Here is a 23,199-nt window from a genome sequence, read left to right as displayed (position 1 = left end):
GCCGAAGCCGAAGCCGAAGCCGAAGCCGAAGCCGAAGCCGAAGCCGAAGCCGAAGCGGTGCGCGCGGCGGGCCCGGCCGTGCCGACCCGTGCGCCACCCCCCATGAGCAACCGCCAGTACGCCCCGGGCCCGGAGGCGCCGGGGAAGCGGCAGGACATCCCGACGACGGCTATGGGTTCCCCGGCAGGCCCTGCGTCGCTGCGGGTGTGGTCAACTGACATGCCATTCCTCACTGATGGTCACGCGGTGGGGTGGGGCGGGTCGCTCCGGCGGGGGTGGCGCGCCGGCGGCGGGCGGCGGAAGCGCCTACCAGTCGACGAGCAGCCGGGACAGACCGCGGGTGCCCATGCCGTCCTTCCAGACCGCTGGCTCCGGTACGTCGGCGAAGCGCAGGTGCGGGAAGCGGCGCACCAGGCGGCCGAAGACGACCTGGAGTTGGAGACGGGCCAGCGGGGCGCCCAGGCAGCGGTGCAGGCCGTGACCGAACGTGAGATGGACGTTCTCCCGGCCCTCCGGAGCCAGCTGCTCCGGCTCCGGGTAGACCTTGCCGTCGCGGTTGCCGTTCAAGAGGGAGACGATCAGGGCGTCGCCCGCCTGGACCAGGGCGCTGCCGACCTGCACCGGCTCGACGGCGACGCGCGAGAAGCTGAGCGGAGTGGTGGGGGACACGCGCATCAGCTCCTCGACCGCGGCGTCCACCCGGTCGGGGTGCTCGACGAGTTCGCGGTACGCGCCCGGGGCGGAGAGCAGCACGTGCGCCGACGTGGCGATCTGGCCGACCGTGGTCTCGTACCCGGCCATGAGCAGCGTGAGCCCGAGGGTGATCAGCTCGCCCGGCGTCAGTTCGCCCCTGTCCTGCGCCTGGATCAGCGAGGTGAGCAGGTCGTCCCGCGGCGCGCTGCGCTTCTCGGCGAGCAGGTCGGCCATGTAGGCGCTCAGTTCGAGGCGCTTGCGGCCCTTCTCCTGCGGGCTGCTCGCGGACAGGTCGAAGAGCACCTCGACCCAGTCGCGGAACTTCGCGCCGTCCTCGAGGGGTACGCCGAGCAACTGGCACAGCACGTCGAGCGGCAGCGGATCGGCGAGGCCCGCCATGAGGTCGGCGCCGGGACCCGCCGCTTCGAGCCGGTCCAGGTACCGGTCCGTCAGACGCTCGATGTCCGGGGCCATCGCGACCATCTTGCGGGCGGTGAAGTGACCCGTGACGGTCTTGCGGAGACGGGCGTGCTCCTTGCCGTCCCTGCTCATCATCGACTCCGGCACCGGCTGCGCGTCGTTGAACGTCGGCGCGCCCGGCAGCACCGCGGCGGCGCGGCTGAACCGCTTGTCCGCGAGGACGAGCCGGCCGAGCGCGTAGTCGCGCACGAGCCACATCTTGTCGCCGGTCGGCGTGACGATCCGCCGGACGTCGTCCGTGTCGTCCGTGTCGTCCGTGTCGTCCGTGTCGTCCGTGTCGGGGTCACCTGGCGCGAAGAACTCCGGCAGTGGGCCCAGGTCGTGGTACGGGCACTGCGTCATGGGTGTGCTCCCTCCCCGTGGTCGTCGGCTGCCGGGCAGCCGGAGTACGGCGATCCGCTTAACGCGGGCTGAAAACTTCTCCATTCCGTCCGGAAATTAGGTTGCCGATGGTGGAGTTGCCAACTCCATAAATCCCCGGACGAGCCGCTCTCGTCCCTTTTCTCCGCTGCCGTGGGAAGGGCCTCGAGGATTGCTCGGGCGAACCCGGGTAACGTGCGATAACCTACCTGTCGGTCGGGAGACGGTGAACCGAAAACCCCCGATCATAGGGGTGATTGACGGTGCGGCTCGACCGGACACGCCGTGCACGGCTGTCCTGTCAACGGGACGGGCGGAGTGTGCGCCCGGTGCGACGCGACGGCACGTCATTCGGTGAACCGCCAGTTCCGCGGAGCCGGGTGACCGTGAATCCTTGACGCGCGCATAACGGGCCGGACCTGCCATGCCCGGAGGTTTCCCGGGCGGCCGCAATTCCGAGACCGTCGGCCACGAGTCCGAACTCTTCGAATCATGCACACGAATTGGGGAGAATCATGAGACGCACGACTGGCGCTGTTCGCGTTCTGCTTTCTACGGGTCTTTTGGTAACGGCGATCGGTGTCGTGGCACCCGCTGCCGGCGCCGCCGAATCGGCGGCCTGTACGTGGACGCCGAGCATCCTGTCACTGCCCGCCGGTGCGCTGACGGGTGAGGTGCACGCGGCTGACGGCAGCGGCGGATACGCGGGCACGATTTCCTACGGCGCGGATTCCGCTAAGGGCGGCCGTGCCGTGCTGTGGAAGAACGGCAAAATGACCGACTACGGCAACATAGTCGATCCCGAATACCAGAACTGGGTCAGCGTTGACGGGGTGAACAAGGCCGGGACGGTCATCGGCGCCGCCGACCGGCAGAACGGGTACTCGCGGGCCATCCACTCGCGCAACGGGAAGGTGGAGCTGCTGCCCGACCCGCCCGGCGTCGTCAAGTCGATGGCGACGGGGATCAACGACCGCGGGGACATCGTCGGCGGCGCCGCGATCGACAGGGACGGCGCGCTGTACTGGTACGCGGTCATGTGGCCCGCCGACCAGCCCGGCAAGGTCGTGAAGCTGCCCGGCCTGCCGAACCTGTCGGCTATTGCCACCGGTATCGACCAGGACGGGACCGTGCTGGTCCAGGTGGACGACGGCCTGCACGAACTGCCGTACCTGTGGAAGGGCGGCACGGCGCACGCCATGGCCCTGCCCGACAATACGCGTGACGTCATCACGCGCGGCATATCGAACGGCCGCGTCATCGGCATTGCCGACACTCGGGACAAGGGGTGGCGCAACACGCTCTGGGAGAGTGACGGCAAGCCGCAGCTGGTCGAGCGGAACGCCGATATCCGGGGCATCAACCGCGACGGTCAGATCGTCGGGCGCACCGACGATCCCAGCTGGCGCGAAGAAGGCGTGTGGCAGCGGACGAAGCTCGGTTCGACGCTGAAGTGGGCCTCCGACCGCGGGCTGGAACTCAACGTGTCCAGTGACGACGGCACCATCGCGGGCCGCAGCTGGAAGATTCCGGGCGGCAAGGACGAGCCGACCGTCTGGACCTGCCGCTGAGTGACGTCAGGGGCTGCGTCCGAGACTTCCCGGGCGCAGCCCCCGGTCGCCTTCGGGCGCTGTCATGTCGACGGGACGCCTCCCTTGCCGGGATTTTTGTTTGATCTTTCACGGGCATTCACCGCATGGTGGTGACAGCATTCGGGGAGCGATCGAGACCAGTGCGGCAGCGAAAGCCGCTGCCGGTCCTGCGATTTGCTGCCCTTTGAGTACGCGCGCGTACCAGGACCCTTGAAGGATCCGGCAGGAGGTAATGCGGAACGCTGCCATTCAATTCGCGCATCAACGGCGGGGCGGATCAGATCCATCGTGGGTTTGTTCCGGTATGCGAGGAGCAGGAGCAGACCTAGATGACCTCTTTGTCTTCGGCGCGGCGCGGGACGTGGTTCGCGGAGCGTCGCGACACCTCCCGGGGCGGCTTCGGCACCGTGGAATTCGGCCTGGACGGCGAACTCCTCGACGGGGTCGAGTCGTTGGCCCTCAGGTGGGGCGGCACGGCCCCTGCTGTGCTGGAGGCGGCGTTCGCGGTGCTCCTGCGGCGGCTCGGCGGGGGTGCGGGCCTGGTTGTGGGGCTGCCCATGACCGGGACGGCCGGGACGGTCATGTGGCTCTGCACCGACGCCTCGTCGGCCCCCGCGGACCTGTGGTACGACGATCCGTCCTTCGCCGCGTTGCTCCAGCGCATGCGCGAACGCGACCCGGACCCGTCCGGCACCGAGCGGCTTCCGCACGCCCTGCACCGCACCGACGGCCGCTCCGGCGGCGGGACGACCGGCGTGCTCCAGTACGCCGACGCCGCGTACGACCGGCCGACGGCGGAGTCGCTCGCCGACCGGTTCGTGCGCGTCGTACGCCAGGTCGTGGCCGAGCCCGACCGGCCGCTCGGGGCGGTCGGCGTGTCCTTGGTGGCGGCGGGCCCGCGCGAGTTGGAGGCGTGGGAGCGGCGCTACCCGGGCCTGGTGGAAGTGTGGCCGCTGACCCCCTTGCAGTCCGGCCTCGTCTTCCACTCGCTGCTCGGCGACTCCGCTCGGGACGCCTACCGCCTCCAGGTCGTTCTCGACCTGCGGGGACCGGTGGACGGCGAGCGGATGCGGGCCGCCGCGCAGGCTCTTCTCGACCGGCACGCGAACCTGCGCGTGGCGTGCGTGGCGGGTGCCGACGGAGACCTGGTGCAAGTCGTCGTCGCGGGCGTGGAACTGCCGTGGCGTGCCGTGGACGTGACGCCCGGCAGGGTGGAGTCGGGCGCCCTTGAATCCCTCGACGCGTTGCGGTCGGAGGAGTTCGGCACCCCCTTCGACCTGGGCACGCCCCCCTTGCTGCGCATGGCCCTGGCCCGGACCGGGGAAGAGCGGTACGCGCTGGTCCTGACGGCCCATCAAGTCCTGTTCGACGGGCTCTCGCTGCCCGTTCTGGTGCGGGATCTGCACCGCCTCTACGCGGCAGGCGGGGACGCGTCCGCGGCACCCCGGAGTCCCGAGTACCGCGACTTCCTGGTGTGGCTGTCCGGACAGGACCGGGACGCCGCCGCCCAGGCGTGGGCCGAGGAGCTCGCGGGAGTGACGGAGCCGACGCTCCTCGCTCCCGTCGTCACGGCGGGGACGGCCGGGGCCGCTCCCGCAGCCGTGGAGCCCACGTCCGAGGTGCCCGACCCGACGGATCCCACGCCCAACGGTTTCGGCGAGATCAAGGTGCCCCTGACCGACGACACCGTACGCGCCCTGTCCCGGCAGGCCGACGCCCTCGATGTCACGCCGGACACCCTGGTGCAGGGAGCCTGGGCGCTCCTCCTCGGCGGCCTGACCGGGCGGCAGGACGTGGTCTTCGGCGTGACCGTGCCCGGACGCCCGGACGCGGTGGCGGACGCCGACGCGATGGCCGGACTCTTCGTCAACACGCTCCCCGCGCGGGTGCGCCTCGCGCCCACGGACACCGTCGCGGACGTACTGCGCGGTCTGCGGGAGCGGCGACAGGCGCTGCACGACCGATGTTGCGGCCTCACCGACATCCACCGGGCCATGGGCACGAGCCAGCTCTTCGACACCCTGGTGACGTCCGAGAGCTACACGGCGGAGCACGGCGACACCAGCGGCTCAGGCTTCGAGGTCACCGGTGTCCGCCCGTTCGTGGGCACCCACTACCCGCTCACCGTGGCCGTCACCGCCGCGCCGCACCTCCACGTGACCCTGCAGCACCGGCCCCACCTCGTCGGCCGCGAGGCCGCCCAGGACGTCGCGGAGCGGCTCGCGCACCTCCTGCGACAGATCGCCGCCGACTCCGGCACCACCGTCGGCCGCCTCGACCTGCTCACGCCCGCCGAGCGCGCGCACCTCCTCAACCAGCACGACGACAGCACCCCGCCGGTCGAACCGGACACCTTCCCCGGCCTGTTCGAGCAGCGGGCCGGCACGGCGCCCGACGCGGTGACGCTCGAATACGGCGACCAGTCGCTGACGTACGCGGACGTGGACGCCCGCGCCAACCGGCTCGCGCGCGAACTGCTGCGGCGCGGCGTGACCGCGGAGACCGCGGTGGCCGTGTCGCTGCGCCGCTCGCCCGACCTGGTGGTGGCGCTGCTCGCCGTGATGAAGGCCGGCGGCGTCTATCTGCCCGTGGACTCCGGGTATCCGGCGGACCGGATCGGCTACATGCTGGCCGACTCCGGCGCCCTGCTCGTCGTGGCGGACGCCGCCACCGCGGCGGAACTGCCCGACCTGACCGTGCCCGTCCTGCGCCTCGACGACCCGGCCGTCACCGAGACGGTGGCCCGGCACGACAGCGGCCCGGTGACCGACGAGGAGCGCGGCGGCCCCCTGCGCGTCGCGCAGACCGCGTACGTCATGTACACCTCGGGCTCGACCGGGCGCCCCAAGGGCGTGGCCGTCACCCACTGCGGCGTCGCCGCACTCACCGCGACCCAGCTCGACCGCCTCGGCCTGACCGCGGACAGCCGCGTGCTGTGGTTCGCGTCGCCGAGCTTCGACGCCTCGGTCCACGAGCTGTGCACGGCGCTGTTCACGGACGCCACGCTGGTCCTCGTCCCGGAGGAGCACCTGGTGCCGGGCGCCCCCCTGACCGGCACGCTCACCGAGCGGCGCATCACGCACTCCTTCCTGCCGCCCGCCGTGCTCGGCACGCTGCCGACCGGCTCGCTGCCCACCGTGACCAACCTGGTGGTCGGCGGCGACGCGGTCACCCCCGAGCTCGTGGCGGCCTGGTCCACGGACCGGGAGATGGTCAACGCCTACGGCCCGACCGAGGCCACGGTGTTCGTGACCTTCAGCGACCCGCTGATGTCCGACGGCCGCACGCCGCCCCTCGGCCGCCCCGTCGCCCACACCGACCTGTACGTCCTCGACGACGCGCTGCGCCCCGTCCCCACGGGCGCGGCGGGCGACCTCTACCTGGCGGGCGACTCCCTGGCGCGCGGCTACCTGGGCCGCCCGGGCCTGACCTCCGAACGCTTCGTGGCCTGCCCGTACGGCGAGCCCGGCCGCCGCATGTACCGCACCGGCGACGTCGTCACCCGGGGCCGCGGCGGGCGGCTCTCCTTCCACGGACGCGCCGACGACCAGGTCAAGATCCGCGGTCAGCGCGTCGAACTCGGCGAAGTGCAGGCCGCGCTGAGCGAGCACCCGGCCGTGGCCCAGGCCGTCGTCGTCAGCGACGAGCACGACGGCGGCCGCCGCCTCGTCGGCTATGTGGTGCCCGAGCCGGGCGTCACCGCGCCGGCCTCCCGGGACCTGCGCGCGTTCGTCGCCGCACGGCTGCCCGCCGCCATGGTGCCGTCGGTGGTCGTGCCCCTCACCGAGGTGCCGCTGAACCCGAACGGCAAGCTCGACCGGCGGGCGCTGCCCGCACCCGACCGCGCCGGCGCGGGCACGGGACGGGCGCCGCGCACCGCACGCGAGGAAGTCCTGTGCGCGCTGTTCGCCGAGGTGCTCGGGGTCGAGAGCGTCGGGATCGACGACGGCTTCCTCGACCTGGGCGGACATTCGCTCCTGGTCACGCGCCTGGTGAACCGGATGCGTGCGACGTTGGGCGTGGACGTCCCGATCGGGGCGGTCTTCGAGGCGCCCACCGTCGCGGGCCTCGCCGAGCACATGGGCACGGACGCCCGGGCGGCGCGCGCCGCGCTGCGCCGGGCCGATGTCCGGCCCGCGCGCGTGCCCCTGTCGTTCGCCCAGCACCGCCTGTGGTTCCTGCACCGCTACGAAGGCCTGTCGGCCACGTACAACCTGTCGTACGTCCTGCCCCTGAACGGCGAACTGGACGTGGCGGCCCTCGCGTCGGCGGTGCGGGACGTCGTGGTGCGGCACGAGAGCCTGCGCACGCTGTTCGTCGCCGACGACCACGGCGTCGCCGCGCAGGCCGTCGTGGCGGAGCACGACCTGGTCCTCGACGTGCCGGTGCGGGACGTGGCGCCGCAGGCCGTGGCCGCCGCCGTGGCGGAGGAGGCCGCGTACCGGTTCGACCTGTCGGCGGAACTGCCGCTGCGCGCGTGCGTCCTGCGCCACGGCCCGGACGAGCACGTGCTTGTGCTCCTGATCCACCACATCGCGGCCGACGGCGAATCCATGGGCCCCCTGGCCCGCGACCTGACCACCGCCTACACCGCCCGACAGCGGGGCGAGGCGCCGCAGTGGGACGAACTGCCGGTCCAGTACGTCGACTACACGCTCTGGCAGCGGCGGCTGCTCGGCGACGAGAACGACCCGGAAAGCCTCCTCGCCGACCAACTGGCCTACTGGCGCGACGAGTTGGCCGACGTGCGCCAACCCCTGCCGCTCCCGCTCGACCGGCCGCGTCCCCCCGTGGCGGGCCACCGGGGCGACACCGTCGAGTTTGTCCTCGACCCGGACCTCTTGGCGGCCGTCGACGAGGTGGCGCGCGCCCAGGGCGCCACCGTGCCGATGGTGCTCCAGTCCGCCCTCGCGGTGCTGCTGCACCTGATGAGCGGCGCCGACGACCTGACCGTGGGCGTGCCGATCGCCGGACGGACCGACGAGGAGCTCCGCGACCTCGTCGGGTTCTTCGTCAACACCTGGGTGCTGCGGGCCGACCTGTCGGGCAACCCGTCCTTCGAGGACGTGGTGCGGCAGGTGCGGGACAAGGCCGTGCGCGCGTACGACCACCAGGACATCCCCTTCGAGCGCCTCGTGGAGGCGCTGAACCCGGAGCGGTCCACCGCCTACCACCCGCTGTTCCAGGTGATGTTCGGCTGGCGCGGCACCGGCGACCAGGTCTTCGACGTGCCGGGGCTCCGGTCGGCCTTCGACCTCGTCCCGACCGGCACCGCGAAGTTCGACCTCGCGTTCGCCCTCGCCGACACCCCCGGGCGGGGCGTCGTGGGCGGCGTGGAGTACGCCACCGACCTGTTCGACCGGAGCACCGCCGAGGCCCTCGCGGACCGGTACGTGCGCCTCGTACGGGAGTTGACGACGACCCCGCGGGCGCGCCTGCGCACCGTGGAGGTGCTGGCGCCCGCGGAGCGCGACCGGCTCCTGCACACCTTCAACGCCACGGACGCCACCACACCGGACCTGACGATCCCCGCGCTCTTCGAACAGCGCGCCGCAGCGACCCCCGACGCCCCCGCGGTGGTGCACGGCGCCACCTCGCTGACGTACCGGGAGCTGAACGCCCGCGCCAACCGGCTCGCCCGCACCCTGGTGGCGCGCGGCCTCGGCCCCGACGCCCTCGTGGCCGTCGCCCTGCCGCACTCGGCCGACCTGGTCGTGGCGCTCCTCGGCGTACTGAAGGCCGGTGCGGGCTATGTGCCCGTCGACCCCCGCTACCCGAGCGGCCGCGTGGGACTCGTCCTTGCGGACGCGGACCCGCGGCTCGTCCTGACCGACACGGCGACGCGCGGCACGCTCCCCGCACACGGAACCGAAGAGGTCCTCCTCGACCGCACGGACCTCACCACCGGCGACGGCTCCGACCTGACGGACGCGGACCGCACCGCCCCCCTGTCGCCGCGGCACCTCGCCTACGTGATGCACACCTCCGGCTCCACCGGCACCCCCAAGGGCGTCGCGGTCACCCACCAGGGCGTGGTGAGCTTCGCCCTCGACCGCTGCTTCCCCGGCGACGCCCACGAGCGCGTCCTGTTCCACTCGACGCAGGCCTTCGACACCTCCACGTACGAGCTGTACGTGCCGCTCCTGTCCGGCGGCGCCATCGTGGTGAGTCCGACGGGCTCCTACGCACCGGCCGACCTGGCCGCGGTGATCACCGAACACCGGGTCACCGGCATCCTGATGACGGCCGGGCTCTTCCGGGCCGTCGCGGAGGAGCGGCCCGAGGCGTTCAGGGGCCTGCGCGAGGCCTGGTCGGGCGGCGACGTCGTGCCCCCGTCGGCGATCGCGCGCGTCCTGGCCGCCTGCCCGGGCATCACGGTCGTCAACGGCTACGGGCCCACGGAGACCACCGTGGCCGCGTCCGCCCACAAGATGCGCGAGGCGGTCGACACCGACGCGGTCGTGCCGATCGGGCGGCCCCTCGACAACACCCGCGCCTACGTCCTCGACACGGCGCTGCGGCCGGTGCCCACGGGAGTGCCGGGGGAGCTGTACGTCGCCGGCGACCAGCTGGCCCGCGGCTACCTGAACCGCACCGCGCTGACCGCGGAGCGCTTCGTCGCCTGCCCGTTCGGCGCGCCCGGAGAGCGCATGTACCGCACCGGCGACCTCGTGACCTGGACGCAGGACGGCGACCTCGTCTACCGGGGCCGCACGGACGCGCAGGTGAAGATCCGCGGGTTCCGGATCGAGCCCGGCGAGATCGAGGCCGCGCTGACCGCGCACCCCGGTGTGGCGCAGTCCGTCGTGGTCGTGCGGGACGGCGCGGGCGGCGCACGGCAGCTCGTGGCGTACGTCGTGCCCGTCGCCGACGGCGGCATCGCGGGCAGCGGCGACATCGACTTCCACGTCGGCGCGTCCGCCGCGGAGCTGCGCCGGTTCGTCGCGGACCGCCTTCCGGAGTTCATGGTCCCGGCGGCGTACGTCCTCCTCGACCGGCTGCCGCTGGCACCCAACGGCAAGCTCGACCTGGCGGCGCTGCCCGAGCCCGAGTTCGCCACCGGCACCTACCGGGCGCCCCGGACCCCGCAGGAACAGGTCCTCGCGGACGTGTACGCCGAGGTCCTCGGCCTGGACCGGGTCGGCGTCGACGACGACTTCTTCGCCTCCGGCGGCGACAGCATCCGCTCCATCCAGGTGGTCTCGCGCGCCCGCACGCGCGGCGTCGAGGTCACCGCGCGCCAGGTCTTCCAGCACCGGACGGTGGCCGAACTGGCCCGCCTCGCCCGCGCCGAACACAGCGACGACGCCGAGAGCGCGGTCCTCGCCGAGCTCGACGGCGGCGGCACCGGCCCGCTGCCGCTCACGCCCCTCGCCCGCCACATCCGCGAGCGCGGCGGCGACATCGACCGGTTCTCCATGTCGGTCCTGCTCGACCTGCCCGAGGGCATCGACCGGGCCGGTCTGATCGCCACGCTGGACGCGGTCGTCGACCGCCACGACGTGCTGCGCGCACGGCTCGTGGCCGACGGCGACGGCGGACTCTTCGTGGGCGCCCCGGGCTCGGTGGACACCGAGGCGCTGCTGCGCCGCGTGGACTGCGGGCCCGGGCGCGCCGCGGACGCCGGGCCGTGGGGCGAGCAAGGGCGGCGGGCGGTGGCGGTCGAGCGGGCCGCCGCGACGGACCTGCTCGACCCGGCGGCCGGGGTGATGGCGCGGTTCGTCTGGTTCGACCCGGGCCCGACCGGCGGCGCGGGACGGCTCCTGGTCGTCCTGCACCACCTGGTCGTGGACGGCGTGTCGTGGCGCATCCTGCTGCCGGACCTCGCGGCCGCGTGGGACGCGGTGCGCGCGGGCCGGACACCGCACCTGCCCGCCGTGGGCACCTCGTTCCGGCGGTGGGCGCACGCCCTCGTCGCGGAGGCGCAGAGCGAGCGCAGGGCGGCCGAGCTTCCCCAGTGGCTCGCGATCGTCGACGGGCCCGACCCGGCGCTCGGCGCCCGCCGGTTCGACCCCGCGGTGGACGTCCGCTCCACGGTGGACACCGTGCGCCTGCGGCTGCCCGCGGCGGTCACCGAAGCACTCCTGACGGCCGTGCCCAGGGCCTTCCACTGCGGCGTGAACGACGGCCTACTCACCGGCCTCGCCCTCGCCGTCGCCCGCTGGCGCCGCGCCCAGGGCGCCCACGCGTCCTCGCTCCTCGTCGGCCTCGAAGGCCACGGCCGCGCGGAAGCAGCGATTCCGGGCGCCGATCTGTCGCGCACCCTCGGCTGGTTCACCAGCATGTACCCCGTCCGCCTCGACGTGGCCGGATGCGACACCGACGAGGCCTTCGCGGGCGGTGCCGCGGCGGGCGGCGCGATCAAGGCCGTCAAGGAACAGCTCCTCGCCGTGCCCGACGACGGCATCGGCTACGGCCTCCTGCGCGAGCTCAACCCGGAGACCGCCGCCGTGCTGCGCGCACACCCCACCGGCCAGATCGGCTTCAACTACCTCGGCCGGTTCACCCCCACCGACATGCCGGAACAGCACCGCGGCCTCGGCTTCACCCAGGTCACCGGCCTGGGCGAGCTTGCCGGTGACACGGCGGGAGACATGCCCGCGCTCACCGCGCTGCAGATCGACTCGATGGTCGTCGACACCGCGGACGGGCCCTGCCTCGACGCGGAGTTCGAGTTCGCCACCGGCACGGTGTCCCGCGCGCAGGTGCAGGAGCTCGCCGACCTGTGGGCCGCCGCCCTGGACGGCCTGGCCCGGCACGCCGACCGGCCGGACGCGGGCGGCCTCACGCCCTCGGACGTGCCCCTCGTACCCGTCGGCCAGCGCGACATCGAAGCGTGGGAGCGCCGCTACCCGGGGCTCACGGAGGTATGGCCGCTCACCCCGCTCCAGTCCGGGCTGCTGTTCCACGCGCTGTACGCCGGCACGGAGCCGGACGCGTACCACGTGCAGTTCGTCCTGCGCCTGCGCGGGCAGGTGGAGGCCGCACGGATGCGGGCGGCCGGACAGGCGCTCCTCGACCGGTACGCGAACCTGCGGGCGGCGTTCGTCGCGGACGCCGACGGGGGCTCGGTGCAGGTCGTGGTGGACGGCGTCGAACTGCCGTGGCGCGAGGTCGACATGGCGGGAGAGGCGGGAGCCACCGGCGACGGCGGTACTGAGGGCGGCACTCAGGACAGTGCGGCCTCCGATTCCTCTGATGCTTTCGAGGCCTTCCTGGCCGAGGACCTGCGCGACCACTTCGACGTGGCGCGGCCGCCCCTGCTGCGCATGGCCCTGGTCAAGCGGGGCCCCGACCGCTTCGAGCTGGTCCTGACCGCCCATCACCTGCTGTTCGACGGCTGGTCGCTGCCGGTGGTCACCCAGGAACTGCTGCGGCTCTACGGGGCCGGGGGCGACGCCTCCGCGCTGCCGGGGGCACCCCGGTACCGGGACTTCCTGACGTGGCTGGCCGGACAGGACCAGGAGTCGGCGGCTCAGGCGTGGGCGGAAGAGCTGGCGGGAGTGACGGAGCCGACGCTCCTCGCCCCCGTCGTGACGGCAGGCCCGGGCGCGGCGGAGCCCGATCGCGGCTCGGCGCCGACGGGGCCCGATGCCGAAGGGTTCGGCCAGGTCGACGTGCCCGTCTCCGTGGAGCTCGCCCGCGGCCTCGCCGCGCGGGCCGCCGAGGTGGGCGTCACCCTGAACACCGTGGTCCAGGGCGCCTGGGCGCTGCTGGTCGGCGGCCTGACGGGCCGCGACGACGTGGTGTTCGGCGCCACGGTGTCCGGCCGCCCGGCCGCGGTGCCCGACGTCGACGCGATGGTCGGCCTGTTCATCAACACGCTGCCCGTGCGGGTCCGATGTCGGCCCGGCCAGAGTCTCGCGGAGGTCCTCACCGACCTCCAGGACCGCCAGGTGGCGCTGCTCGACCACCACCACTACGGCCTCGCCGAGATCCACCGGGCCACCGGCACGAGCGTGCTGTTCGACAGCCTCGTCGCCTTCGAGTCGTACCCGGTCGACCGGGAGGGCTTCGGCGAGGCGACCGCGGCCGCGGGCGTCGAGGTCACCGGAATCCGCCCGCAGTCCGGCTCGCACTACCCGCTCACCGTCCTCGCCTCGGCCGACCCCCACCTGCGCCTCGCGCTCCAGCACCAGCGGAACGTGCTCGACGCCGCCACGGTCGGCGGCATCGCGGACCGGTTCCAGCGGGTCCTCGCCCACCTCGCCGCCGGCACCGACGTGCCGGTGAGCACGGTGGAGGTACTGGCCCCCGAGGAGCGGGAGCGGGTCCTTCGTACGCTCAACGCCACGCACACGGCCGTGCCGGACGCGACGATCCCGGAACTCTTCCAGCGGCAGGCCGCGCGGACCCCGGACGCGGTCGCGGTGGTGTGCGGCGACGTCGCCCACACCTACGCCGATCTCGACGCCCGCAGCGACCGCCTCGCACGGGCCCTCGCCGGGCGCGGCGTCGGCCCCGAGAGCCTGGTGGCCCTCGCGCTGCCGCGCACCGCGCACCTGGTCGTGGGCGTCCTGGGCATCCTGAAGGCGGGCGGCGCGTACCTGCCGATCGACCCGGACCACCCGGGCACCCGCCTCGGCCACATCCTGGCCGACGCCGCGCCGCGCCTGCTGCTCACCGACGCCGACACCCTCCCGAAGCTGCCCGCGACGAACGCCCCGGTCCTTCTCCTCGACGAGGTGGACCTGGAAGCCGTACAGGCCGACACGGCGGTTCGCGAAGCCGACGAGACGGACCGCGAGGCCGAAGCCCGCGACCCGCGCCCGGAGCACCTGGCCTACGTGATCTACACGTCCGGCTCCACCGGCCGCCCCAAGGGCGTGGCCCTCACCCACGCCAACATCGTCAACGGCCTGGACGGTCTCGTCCGGCGGGTCGGCCTCGCACCCGGCCGGCGCATGCTGAGCGGCACGTCCATCGGCTTCGACGTCGCCGCCTTCGAGCTGTTCGCCACGCTCACCACCGGCGGGTGCGTCGAGCTCGTCCGCGACGTCCTCGCCCTGGCCGAACGCGACAGCTGGGACCTGGACGTCATCAGCTCGGTGCCCTCCGCCTTCGCCGAACTCGTCGCCGAGCTCGGCGACCGCGTCCGGCCGGCCTCGCTGGTCTTCGCCGGAGAGGCGCTGCCCGCGTCGCTGGTGGCCCGCGCCCGCGAGGCACTGCCGGGCGTCCGGGTCGTCAACGCCTACGGCCAGACCGAGTCGTTCTACGCGACGACGTTTGCGCTCCCCGCCGACCAGGAGTGGGACGGCCGGGCCAGTGCCCCGATCGGCACCCCCCTCGGCAACATGCGCGCCTACGTCCTCGGCCCCGGCCTGACCCCGCTGGCCGAGGGCGCCGTCGGCGAGCTGTACGTGGCGGGCGCCGTCAGCCGCGGCTACTTCGGCCGCCCGGACCTGACGGCGGCCCGCTTCGTGGCGGACCCCTTCGGCCCGGCCGGAGCCCGGATGTACCGCACGGGCGACCTGGCCCGCTGGAACGCCCGCGGCGAACTGGAGTACTTCGGCCGCGCCGACGAACAGGTCAAGATCCGCGGCCATCGCGTCGAACCCGGCGAGATCCAGGCCGCTCTCACCGCCCACGCACACGTCGACCAGGCGGCCGTGGTGGCCCAAGGTGCCGCCGAGAGCCGCCGGTTGATCGCCTACGTCGTCCCCGCCGACAGCGGCGTCGGCGGAGGTGCCGGTGGTGCCAGTGGCCCCGGCGGTACCGGTGGTGCCGACCTCGACCTCGCCGACCTGCGGGCGTTCGTCGCCGAGCGGCTGCCCGCGTACATGGTCCCCGCCGCCTTCGTCCCGCTGGACCGGCTGCCGCTGTCCCCCCACGGCAAGCTCGACCGCAAGGCGCTCCCGAGCCCCGAGCTCACCGCCACCACCGCCTACCGCGCACCCCGCAGCCCCCAGGAGGAGGCGCTGTGCGGGCTGTTCGCGGAGGTGCTCGGGGTCGAGAGCGTCGGCGCCGACGACGGGTTCTTCGACCTGGGCGGGCATTCGCTGCTCGCCACCCGTCTGGTGAACCGGATGCGTGCGACGCTGGGCGTGGACGTCCCGATCCAGGCGGTCTTCGACGCGCCCACCGCGGCGCGCCTCGCCGAGCGCGTCGGCACCCACCGCCGGTCCGCGCGCCCGGCGCTGCGCCGGGCCGACGTGCGGCCCGGGCGGATGCCGCTGTCCTTCGCCCAGCAGCGCGTCAAGTTCCTCGACGAGCTGGAGCCGCTGCCGACGTACCACCTGCCGTTCGTGGTCCGGCTCCGCGGGGATCTCGACGCGGTCGCGCTGGCGTCGGCCCTGCGGGACGTCGTGGTGCGGCACGAGAGCCTGCGCACGCTGTTCGTCGCCGACGAGCAGGGCGTCACGGCACAGGTCGTCGTGCCGGAGGAGGACGTCGCCCTCGACGTGCCCGTGCGGGACGTCACGCCGGACGGGGTGAGCGCCGCGGTGTCCGCGGAGGTGAGCCGCGGCTTCGACCTGTCCGTGGAGCTGCCGGTGCGGGCCCGCGTCCTGCGCTGTGCGCCCGACGAGCACGTCCTGCTGCTGCTCATGCACCACATCGCCACCGACGGCGAATCCATGGGCCCCCTGACCCGCGACCTGGCCACCGCCTACTCCGCCCGGCGGCAGGGCGAGGCACCGCAGTGGGACGAACTGCCCGTGCGGTACACCGACTACGCGCTCTGGCAGCGGGAGCTCCTCGGCGACGAGGACGACCCCGACAGCATCCTGGCGTCCCATCTGGCGTACTGGCGCAAGGAGCTGGACGGCGTGCCGCAGCCCCTGCGGCTCCCGCTCGACCGGCCGCGCCCGCCCGTGGCGGGCCACCGGGGCGACACCGTCGCCTTCGCCCTCGACGCCGACGTCCTGACCGCGGTCGAGGAGGTGGCACGCGCCCAGGGCGCCACCGTGCCGATGGTGCTCCAGTCCGCCCTCGCGGTGCTGCTGCACGTCATGGGCGGCGGCGACGACCTCCCCATCGGCTCGCCCGTCGCCGGACGCACCGACGACGCCCTGGCGGACCTCGTGGGCTTCTTCGTCAACACCTGGGTGCTGCGGGCCGACCTGTCGGCGGACCCGTCGTTCGAGGACCTGGTCCGGCAGGTGCGGGACAAGGCCCTGAACGCCTACGACCGCCAGGACGTGCCCTTCGAGCGGCTCGTCGAAGCGCTCAACCCGGAGCGGTCCACCGCCCACCACCCGCTGTTCCAGGTGGCGTTCTTCTGGCAGAAGAGCATCGGCGACCTCGCCCTGGACGGGGTGCGGGCCACGGAGGAACCGGTCGCGACCGGCACCGCCAAGTTCGACCTGCTCTTCCAGGTCGAAGAGGTCACCCAGGACAAGCGCCGGGCCGGGCAGGGGCTCTCCGGGCTCGTCGAGTACGCCACCGACCTGTTCGACCGCGCCACGGTCACCGCCCTGGCCGACCGGTTCGCGCGCCTCGTACGGGAACTCGCGACGCGTCCGCGGACGCGGCTGCACGCCGTGGACGCGCTGACGCCCGCCGAGCGGCACCTGCTGCACGACGTCAACGACACCGCCGCGCCCGCACCGCCGGTGACGGTCTCCGCGCTCTTCGAGTGGCGGGCCGCCGGGACGCCGGACGCCGTCGCGCTGGTGCGGGGCGCCGAGTCGCTGACCTACCGGGAGCTGAACACCCGCGCCAACCGGCTCGCCCGCGCCCTGGTGCGCCGCGGTGTCGGCCAGGAGTCGCCGGTGGCCGTGGCCGTGCCCCGGTCGCCGGAGTACGTGATGACGGTCCTCGCCGTCCTGAAGGCCGGGGGCGTGTACGTGCCGCTGGCCCACGACGACCCGGCGCAGCGCCTGGAGTCGATGCTGCGCGACGCCCGACCTGCGCTCCTCGTGACCACCTCCGGCGCCGCGGCCGGCCTGCCCGCGACCGACTGCCCCCGCCTGGTCCTCGACGACCCGGGCACCGCGGCGGCCGTGGCCCGCGAACCGGGCGACGACCTCGCGGACCCCGGACGGCCGGACCGGCTCGCGTACGTCATCTACACCTCGGGGTCCACCGGCGTGCCCAAGGGCACCGGGGTCAGCCACCGCGCCGTGGTGGACCTCGCGGCGGACCGGGACTGGGCGGGCGGCGCCCACGAACGGGTCCTCGTGCACTCCGCGTCGACGTTCGACGTCTCCGGCTACGACATGTGGGTGCCGCTCCTGGCCGGCGGCACCGCCGTGGTCGCCCCGCCCGGGAAGCTCGACGTCGACACGTTCGCCGCGCTCATCGCGGAGCACCGGGTGACCGCGGTGTGCATGTCCGCGGGCCTCTTCGCCGTGATCGCCGAGGAGCGCCCGGAGACCTTCGCGGGCGTGGGCGAGGCCCTGACCTGCGGCGAGCCGGTGCCCCCGGAGGCGGTGGCGCGCGTGCTGCGCGCCTGCCCCGGCACCACCGTCGTCAACGCGTACGGGCCGACGGAGGCGACGATCTTCGCCACCTGCCACCGGGTCGCCGACGCCGACCAGGTCGGTGCGGTGGTCCCCATCGGGCGGCCGATGGACAACACGCGCGCCTACGTCCTTGACGACCTGCTGCGGCCCGTCCTGCCCGGCGTGGAGGGCGAGTTGTACCTGGCGGGCTCGGGCCTGGCGCGTGGCTACGCGCACCGGCACGGGATCACCGCCGGGCGGTTCGTGGCCTGCCCGTTCGGCCCGCCCGGCGAGCGCATGTACCGGACCGGGGACGTCGTGACGTGGACGCCGGAGGGGGAGCTCGTGTTCAAGGCGCGCGCCGACGACCAGCTGAAGGTCCGCGGCTTCCGGGTCGAGCCCGGCGAGGTGGAGGCGGCCCTCATGGCGCATCCCGGGGTGGGCAGGGCGACCGTGGTCGCGCGGGACACTCCCGGCGCCGGAGGACAGCGCCTCGTCGCCTACGTCGTCCCGGCGGCGGACGGCGGGGGAGGGGAGGCCGGTGACGGGGCGCCCGCGCCCGATGAACTGCGCGCCCACGTGGCGCGGCACGTGCCGCCGTACATGGTGCCCGCCGCCTTCGTCACGCTCGACACCTTCCCGCTCACCCGCCACGGCAAGGTGGACCGCCGCGCCCTGCCGCAGCCGCCGAGCCCGGAGACCCGGCACGGGGCCGCGCTGACGCGGCCGAGCACGGCCAGCGAGCGGGCCGTCGCCGCGGTCTGGGCCGAACTGCTCGGCCGGGACGAGATCGACGTGCACGAGAAGTTCTTCGAGGCCGGCGGCACCTCCCTCTCGCTGCTCACCCTGAGCCGCCGCCTGACCGGACTCGGCGCACAGCAGGTGCCCCTGGGCGCCCTGTTCGAGCACACCACGATCGAGGCGATGGCCCGCCTGGTCGACGGCGGGACCGACCACGCAACCCCTGACGAAACGAGGTACGAGCTATGACGCACCCGAGCCGATCCGGCCGGGCACCCGTGGCGGTCACCGGCGTGGCCCGCGCCCGCCACGCGGTCGGGGCGTGCACCGGACCCGGCACCGAAGGGGGCCGCTGAATGCCTCCGGTGACGGCCATCAAGGCCATGGCCTGCTACCAGCCCGACAGCGTGCTGCCCGTGCCCGAACTGCCGGGCCTCGCCGGCCTCGACGACGCCGAGCGGGAGACCTGCGCACAGCTCGGCATCGACGAGGTCCGCGCCGACGACTCGCTGAGCGCCTTCGACCTCGCGGCCCGCGCCGCGAGCCGGGCCCTTGCGGAAGCACAGCTCGCCGCGGAGGACGTCGACGCGCTCGTCCTCATCGACGCCCGCGCGCCCGAGACGCTGATGACGTCGGCGGCCACCCGGCTCCAGGCGCTGCTCGGCGCGGACCGCGCGCTGACGTTCTCGGTGGGCGGCCTCGGCTGTGTCTCCCTCACCCCGGCGCTGCTCACGGCCCGCGGACTGCTCGCCGCCGACGGCGACCTGGAGCACGTCCTGGTCGTCCACGGCAGCAAGCCGCCGACCCCGCTGCGCTACCGGCACCCGGTGACGGTCAGCGGCGACGGCGGCGCCGCCGCGGTGATCGCGCGCGGCGGCCCGGTCCGGATCGTCGACGTCGTCCAGGAGACCAACGGCAGCCACTGGGACCTGTTCCGCGTCGACTACCGCGACCGGCCCACCCAGGAGTGGCGCGAGGAGTGCCGCGACATCCCCTCGTACTCCTTCCGCCTCGCCGTGGAGACCCGCAACCGCCTGCGCGCCCTGTACGCGCGCCTCCTCGAGCGCAACGACCTCGCGCCCGCGGACATCTCCCGCCACCTCAGCCACAACCTGTCCGAGGGCGCCTTCCGCTTCACCGAGGAGACCCTCGACGTCAAGATCAGTACGTCGTGCTTCGACAACCTGCGGCAGTACGGCCACCTCGGCCCGAACGACGTGCTCCTGAACCTGCGCACGGAGCTCGACCGCGGCGGCATCGAGGACGGGCAGTACGCCGTGCTGCTCAGCGCGAGCCCGGTCGCCGCGTGGAGCCTGCTGCTCGTACAGATCGGCGACGGCACCGCCGCGCCGCACTACCTGTGAGCACGGCCCGTCACGAACAGCACCACCCGTTGTGAACCACCCATGTGAACCACCGTTGTGAGGAGCAGGGCCCGAATGGAAACACCGAACCGCACGGACACGGCCACCGAGACGGACGTGACCCAGGAGCTCAGCGCATACCTGACCGGGAACCTCGGGCAGGAACTGGGCCCGGACGACGACTACTTCGCCCTCGGCCTGGTCAACTCCCTGTTCGCGATGGAGCTGGTGAACTTCGTCGAGCAGCGGTACGGCATCGAGGTCGACGTCGCCGACCTCGACCTGGACAACTTCCGCACCCTCGGCAGGCTGCGGGACTTCGTCCTGAGGAAGACCGCGACCCGCGGCACGGCGGCATGACGAGCGCCCTCGCACCGGACCCCACCACCCTGGGGGCGGACTTCGCCGACTCCGTCCGCGAGGACGCCGCGGGCTGGGACGCGCGCGGCGAACTGCCCGCCGACGTCAGGCTCGCGGCGGCGCGGGCCGGCCTGTTCGGCGCGGACCTGCCCGCCCGCTACGGCGGGCTCGGCGCCACGCCCGCCCAGCTCGGCGAGGCGTGCGCCCGCGTCGGCGGCGTGTGCAGCGCGCTGCGCGGCCTGGTCACCGTGCAGAGCATGGTGGGCGCGGCACTGCTGCGCTGGGGCACCGCCGAGCAGCGCGAGCGGTGGCTGCCGGCCCTGACCCGGGGCGAGGTGCTCGCCGCGTTCGCCGCGACGGAGTCGGAGGCGGGCAGCGACCTGGCCGCGGTCACCACGAGGGTCGACGAACAGGACGACGCGTACACCGTCACCGGCGAGAAGCGCTGGATCACCTTCGGCGAGGTCGCGGACGTCTTCCTGGTCCTCGGCCGTGCGGGCGGACGCCCGGCCGCGGTGCTCGTCGAGGCGGACCGGCCCGGCGTCGAGCGGGAGCCGGTGCGCGGCCAGCTCGGCATGCGCGCCGCCCAGTTGGCGCACGTGCGGTTCGACCGGGTGCGGGTGCCGCGCGAGAACGCGGTGGCGCCGCCCGGCTTCGGCCTGTCGCATGTGGTGGGCACCGCGCTCGACCACGGGCGGTTCACGGTCGCGTGGGGCTGCGTCGGGATGGCCGAGGCGTGCCTGCACGCGGCCGCGGCGCACGCCGTGCGGCGCGACCAGCAAGGCGTCGTCCTCGCCGAGCACCAGCTGGTGCGCTCGCTGTTGGGGCGCGCGGCGGTGGACAGCAGGGCGGCCCGCGAGCTGTGCCTGCGCGCGGCCCGGCTGCGCGAAGCGGGCGACCCGGACGCCATCGCGGAGACCGTCGCCGCCAAGTACGCGGCGGCGCGCGCTGCCACCTCCGTGTCCGCGGACGCCGTCCAGATCCTGGGCGCGGCGGGCTGCGCCCCGGACAGCCTGGTGGGCCGGTGCTACCGGGACGCCAAGGTCATGGAGATCATCGAGGGTTCGGCGCAGGTGTCCGAACTGCACATCGCCGACCACCTGCTGCGCGCCCACGGACACCGGCCGCGCGCACGGCGCCCGGAGCGAGAGGAAGGACCGCGATGAGCGGACGAGCGAGCGGGCAGCCGGGCGCGACGGCGGCGGACGACGCCGCGGCACCGACGGTGAAGTGCCTGGTCTGGGACCTCGACGACACCCTGTGGGACGGCGTCGTCCTCGAAGGCGACGCGCCCGTCCCCTTCGACGCGGCGGTGAAGACCCTGCACGCCCTGGACCAGCGGGGCATCCTGCACGCGGTGGCCAGCCGCGGCGAGTACGACGTCGCCGCGGCCCACCTGGCCGCGCACGGGCTCGACGACCTGTTCACCGTCCTGGAGGTGGGCTGGGGCGCCAAGTCCGGGGCCGTCGAACGGATCGCCGCCGAGCTGAACATCGGCATCGACACGGTCGCGTTCATCGACAACGACGCGGTGGAGCGGGCCGAGGTCGCCGCCGCGCACCCGTCCGTACGCTGCTATCCCGCGACCGAGGCCGAACAGCTCGTGGCGTACGAGGAGTTCACGCCGGAGTTCATCACGGACGAGTCCGCCCAGCGGCGCGGGCTCTACCGCACCGAGCGGCGGCGCAAGGCCGCGGAGACCGAGCACACGGGCCCGCCCGCGGAGTTCCTCGCCTCACTCGACCTGGTCCTCACCGTCCGGCGCGCGACCGAGGCCGACCTCGCCCGCGCCCACGAACTGACGGTGCGCACCCACCAGCTCAACACCACCGGCCGCACCTTCGGCCTGGACGAGCTGCGGCAGCTGTGCGCCGACCCGGGGCACGAGGTGATCGTCGCGAGCCTGGAGGACCGCTTCGGCTCCTACGGCACCATCGGGCTCGCGGTCACCGCGCTGCGGGACGACGCGACCGTGCTCGAACTGCTCCTCATGTCCTGCCGGGTGATGTCGCGCGGCGTCGGCGCGGTGCTCATCGACCACATCGTGGCCGAGACCCTCGCCGCGGGCCGCCGCCCGGTCGCGGAGTTCGTCGCCACCGACGTCAACCGGCAGATGCTGGTCACCCTGCGCTTCGGCGGCTTCGCGGTGGTCGAGGACAGCGGCGGCCGGACGACCCTCGCCATCGACCCGGCGAACCCGCCGCGTCCCCGCACGCACCCGGTGCGGGTGGTCACCGGATGACCGGCGCACACCACCGCGACCCGGACCGGGACGCCCACGGCCCACGCGACGCCCACGACAACCGCACCCACGACGCGCACGACGCGCACACGGAGACCCTCATGCACCAGGACAGCGCCGACACCGGCGTCATCGGCGTGGTCGGCGCCGGAACGATGGGCGTCGGCATCGCCCAGTGCCTCGCCGAGGCCGGGCACCACGTGGTGGCCGTCGACCCCGAGGAGAGCGCGCTCGCCGGCGCACCGGCCCGGCTCCGCACCGGCATCAGGCTCGCCACGATGTTCCGCAAGGGGCCCGGCGCCGTGCCCATGGCCCAGGCCCTGGAGGCGGTCACCTGGACCACGCGGCTGGCGGACCTCGCCTCCGCACGGTTCGTCCTCGACTGCGCGCCGGAGCGCATCCCGCTGAAGGAGAAGCTGTTCCGCGAACTCGACGACGTGTGCCCGCCCCAGGCGGTGTTCGCGACGGTCACCTCGGCGATCCCGGTGGACCGGCTCGCCGCGCAGACGGCGCGGCCGGGGCAGGTCATCGGCACGCACTTCATGAACCCGGCGCCCCTGAAGGACACCGTCGAGGTCATCCGCGGCCCGCGGACCACCGACGCCACCCTGGACACCACCCTCGCCCTCCTCGCGGACCTCGGCAAGAAGGGCATCGTCGTCGCGGACGCGCCCGGCTTCGTCTCCAACCGGGTCCTGATGCTCACGGTCAACGAAGCCGCCACCGTGGTGCAGCAGGGCACCGCCGACCCGGTCGCCGTCGACCGCATCTTCCAGGAGTGCTTCGGGCACACCATGGGCCCGCTCGCCACCGGCGACCTGATCGGTCTGGACACCATCGTCGACACCCTGTACGTCCTGCTCGAATGCACCGGGGACGAGCGCTTCCAGCCCTGCGAGAAGCTGCGCCAGCTGGTCGCCGACGGCCACGTGGGCCGCAAGAGCGGACAGGGCTTCCACCGCTATGCGTGAGCGGCCGGCCGG

Annotated in this window: 9 protein-coding genes; 7 read left to right on the top strand and 2 right to left on the bottom strand. The window is 73.8% G+C overall.

Going from position 1 to position 23,199, the window contains the following annotated elements; translation table 11 throughout:
• Positions 1–221 (bottom strand): beta-ketoacyl synthase N-terminal-like domain-containing protein (locus ACFWZ5_RS07365; protein WP_384890514.1); only part of this gene is annotated, 221 nt, incomplete at its 3' end.
• A gap of 85 nt (positions 222–306) precedes the next feature.
• Positions 307–1,515, bottom strand: a complete 1,209-nt coding sequence (locus tag ACFWZ5_RS07360) for a cytochrome P450 (RefSeq protein ID WP_384788354.1) — start codon at positions 1,513–1,515, stop codon at positions 307–309.
• A 533-nt stretch (positions 1,516–2,048) separates the two neighbouring features.
• Between ACFWZ5_RS07360 and ACFWZ5_RS07355 the strand changes: the two genes are divergently transcribed.
• From ACFWZ5_RS07355 to ACFWZ5_RS07325, 7 genes are all read left to right on the top strand, one after another.
• Complete coding sequence (locus ACFWZ5_RS07355) at positions 2,049–3,104, top strand: hypothetical protein (protein WP_384788356.1); 1,056 nt, start codon at positions 2,049–2,051, stop codon at positions 3,102–3,104.
• 350 nt (positions 3,105–3,454) lie between these two features.
• Entirely contained in the window at positions 3,455–18,499 is a 15,045-nt protein-coding gene (locus ACFWZ5_RS07350) for an amino acid adenylation domain-containing protein (RefSeq protein WP_384788358.1), read from the top strand.
• 107 nt (positions 18,500–18,606) lie between these two features.
• Positions 18,607–19,614, top strand: coding sequence for a 3-oxoacyl-[acyl-carrier-protein] synthase III C-terminal domain-containing protein (locus ACFWZ5_RS07345; protein ID WP_384788361.1), 1,008 nt, complete (start codon positions 18,607–18,609; stop codon positions 19,612–19,614).
• A 75-nt stretch (positions 19,615–19,689) separates the two neighbouring features.
• A complete protein-coding gene (locus ACFWZ5_RS07340; RefSeq protein ID WP_384788365.1) occupies positions 19,690–19,974 on the top strand; it encodes an acyl carrier protein in 285 nt (94 codons plus the stop codon).
• A complete protein-coding gene (locus ACFWZ5_RS07335) occupies positions 19,971–21,140 on the top strand; it encodes an acyl-CoA dehydrogenase family protein (RefSeq protein WP_384788368.1) in 1,170 nt (389 codons plus the stop codon). The genes ACFWZ5_RS07340 and ACFWZ5_RS07335 overlap by 4 nt, the downstream gene beginning before the upstream one ends.
• A complete protein-coding gene (locus ACFWZ5_RS07330) occupies positions 21,137–22,216 on the top strand; it encodes an HAD-IIIC family phosphatase (protein WP_384788371.1) in 1,080 nt (359 codons plus the stop codon). Before ACFWZ5_RS07335 ends, ACFWZ5_RS07330 begins: the two co-directional genes overlap by 4 nt.
• Positions 22,213–23,187, top strand: a complete 975-nt coding sequence (locus tag ACFWZ5_RS07325) for a 3-hydroxyacyl-CoA dehydrogenase family protein (protein WP_384788374.1) — start codon at positions 22,213–22,215, stop codon at positions 23,185–23,187. The genes ACFWZ5_RS07330 and ACFWZ5_RS07325 overlap by 4 nt, the downstream gene beginning before the upstream one ends.
• Positions 23,188–23,199: the final 12 nt, after the last annotated feature.

This window comes from Streptomyces sp. NPDC059003, from assembly GCF_042740445.1.
Lineage (GTDB): Bacteria > Actinomycetota > Actinomycetes > Streptomycetales > Streptomycetaceae > Streptomyces.
The sequence above is the reverse complement of the archived record's forward strand: the minus strand, read 5'-3'. Positions and strand labels throughout refer to the sequence as shown.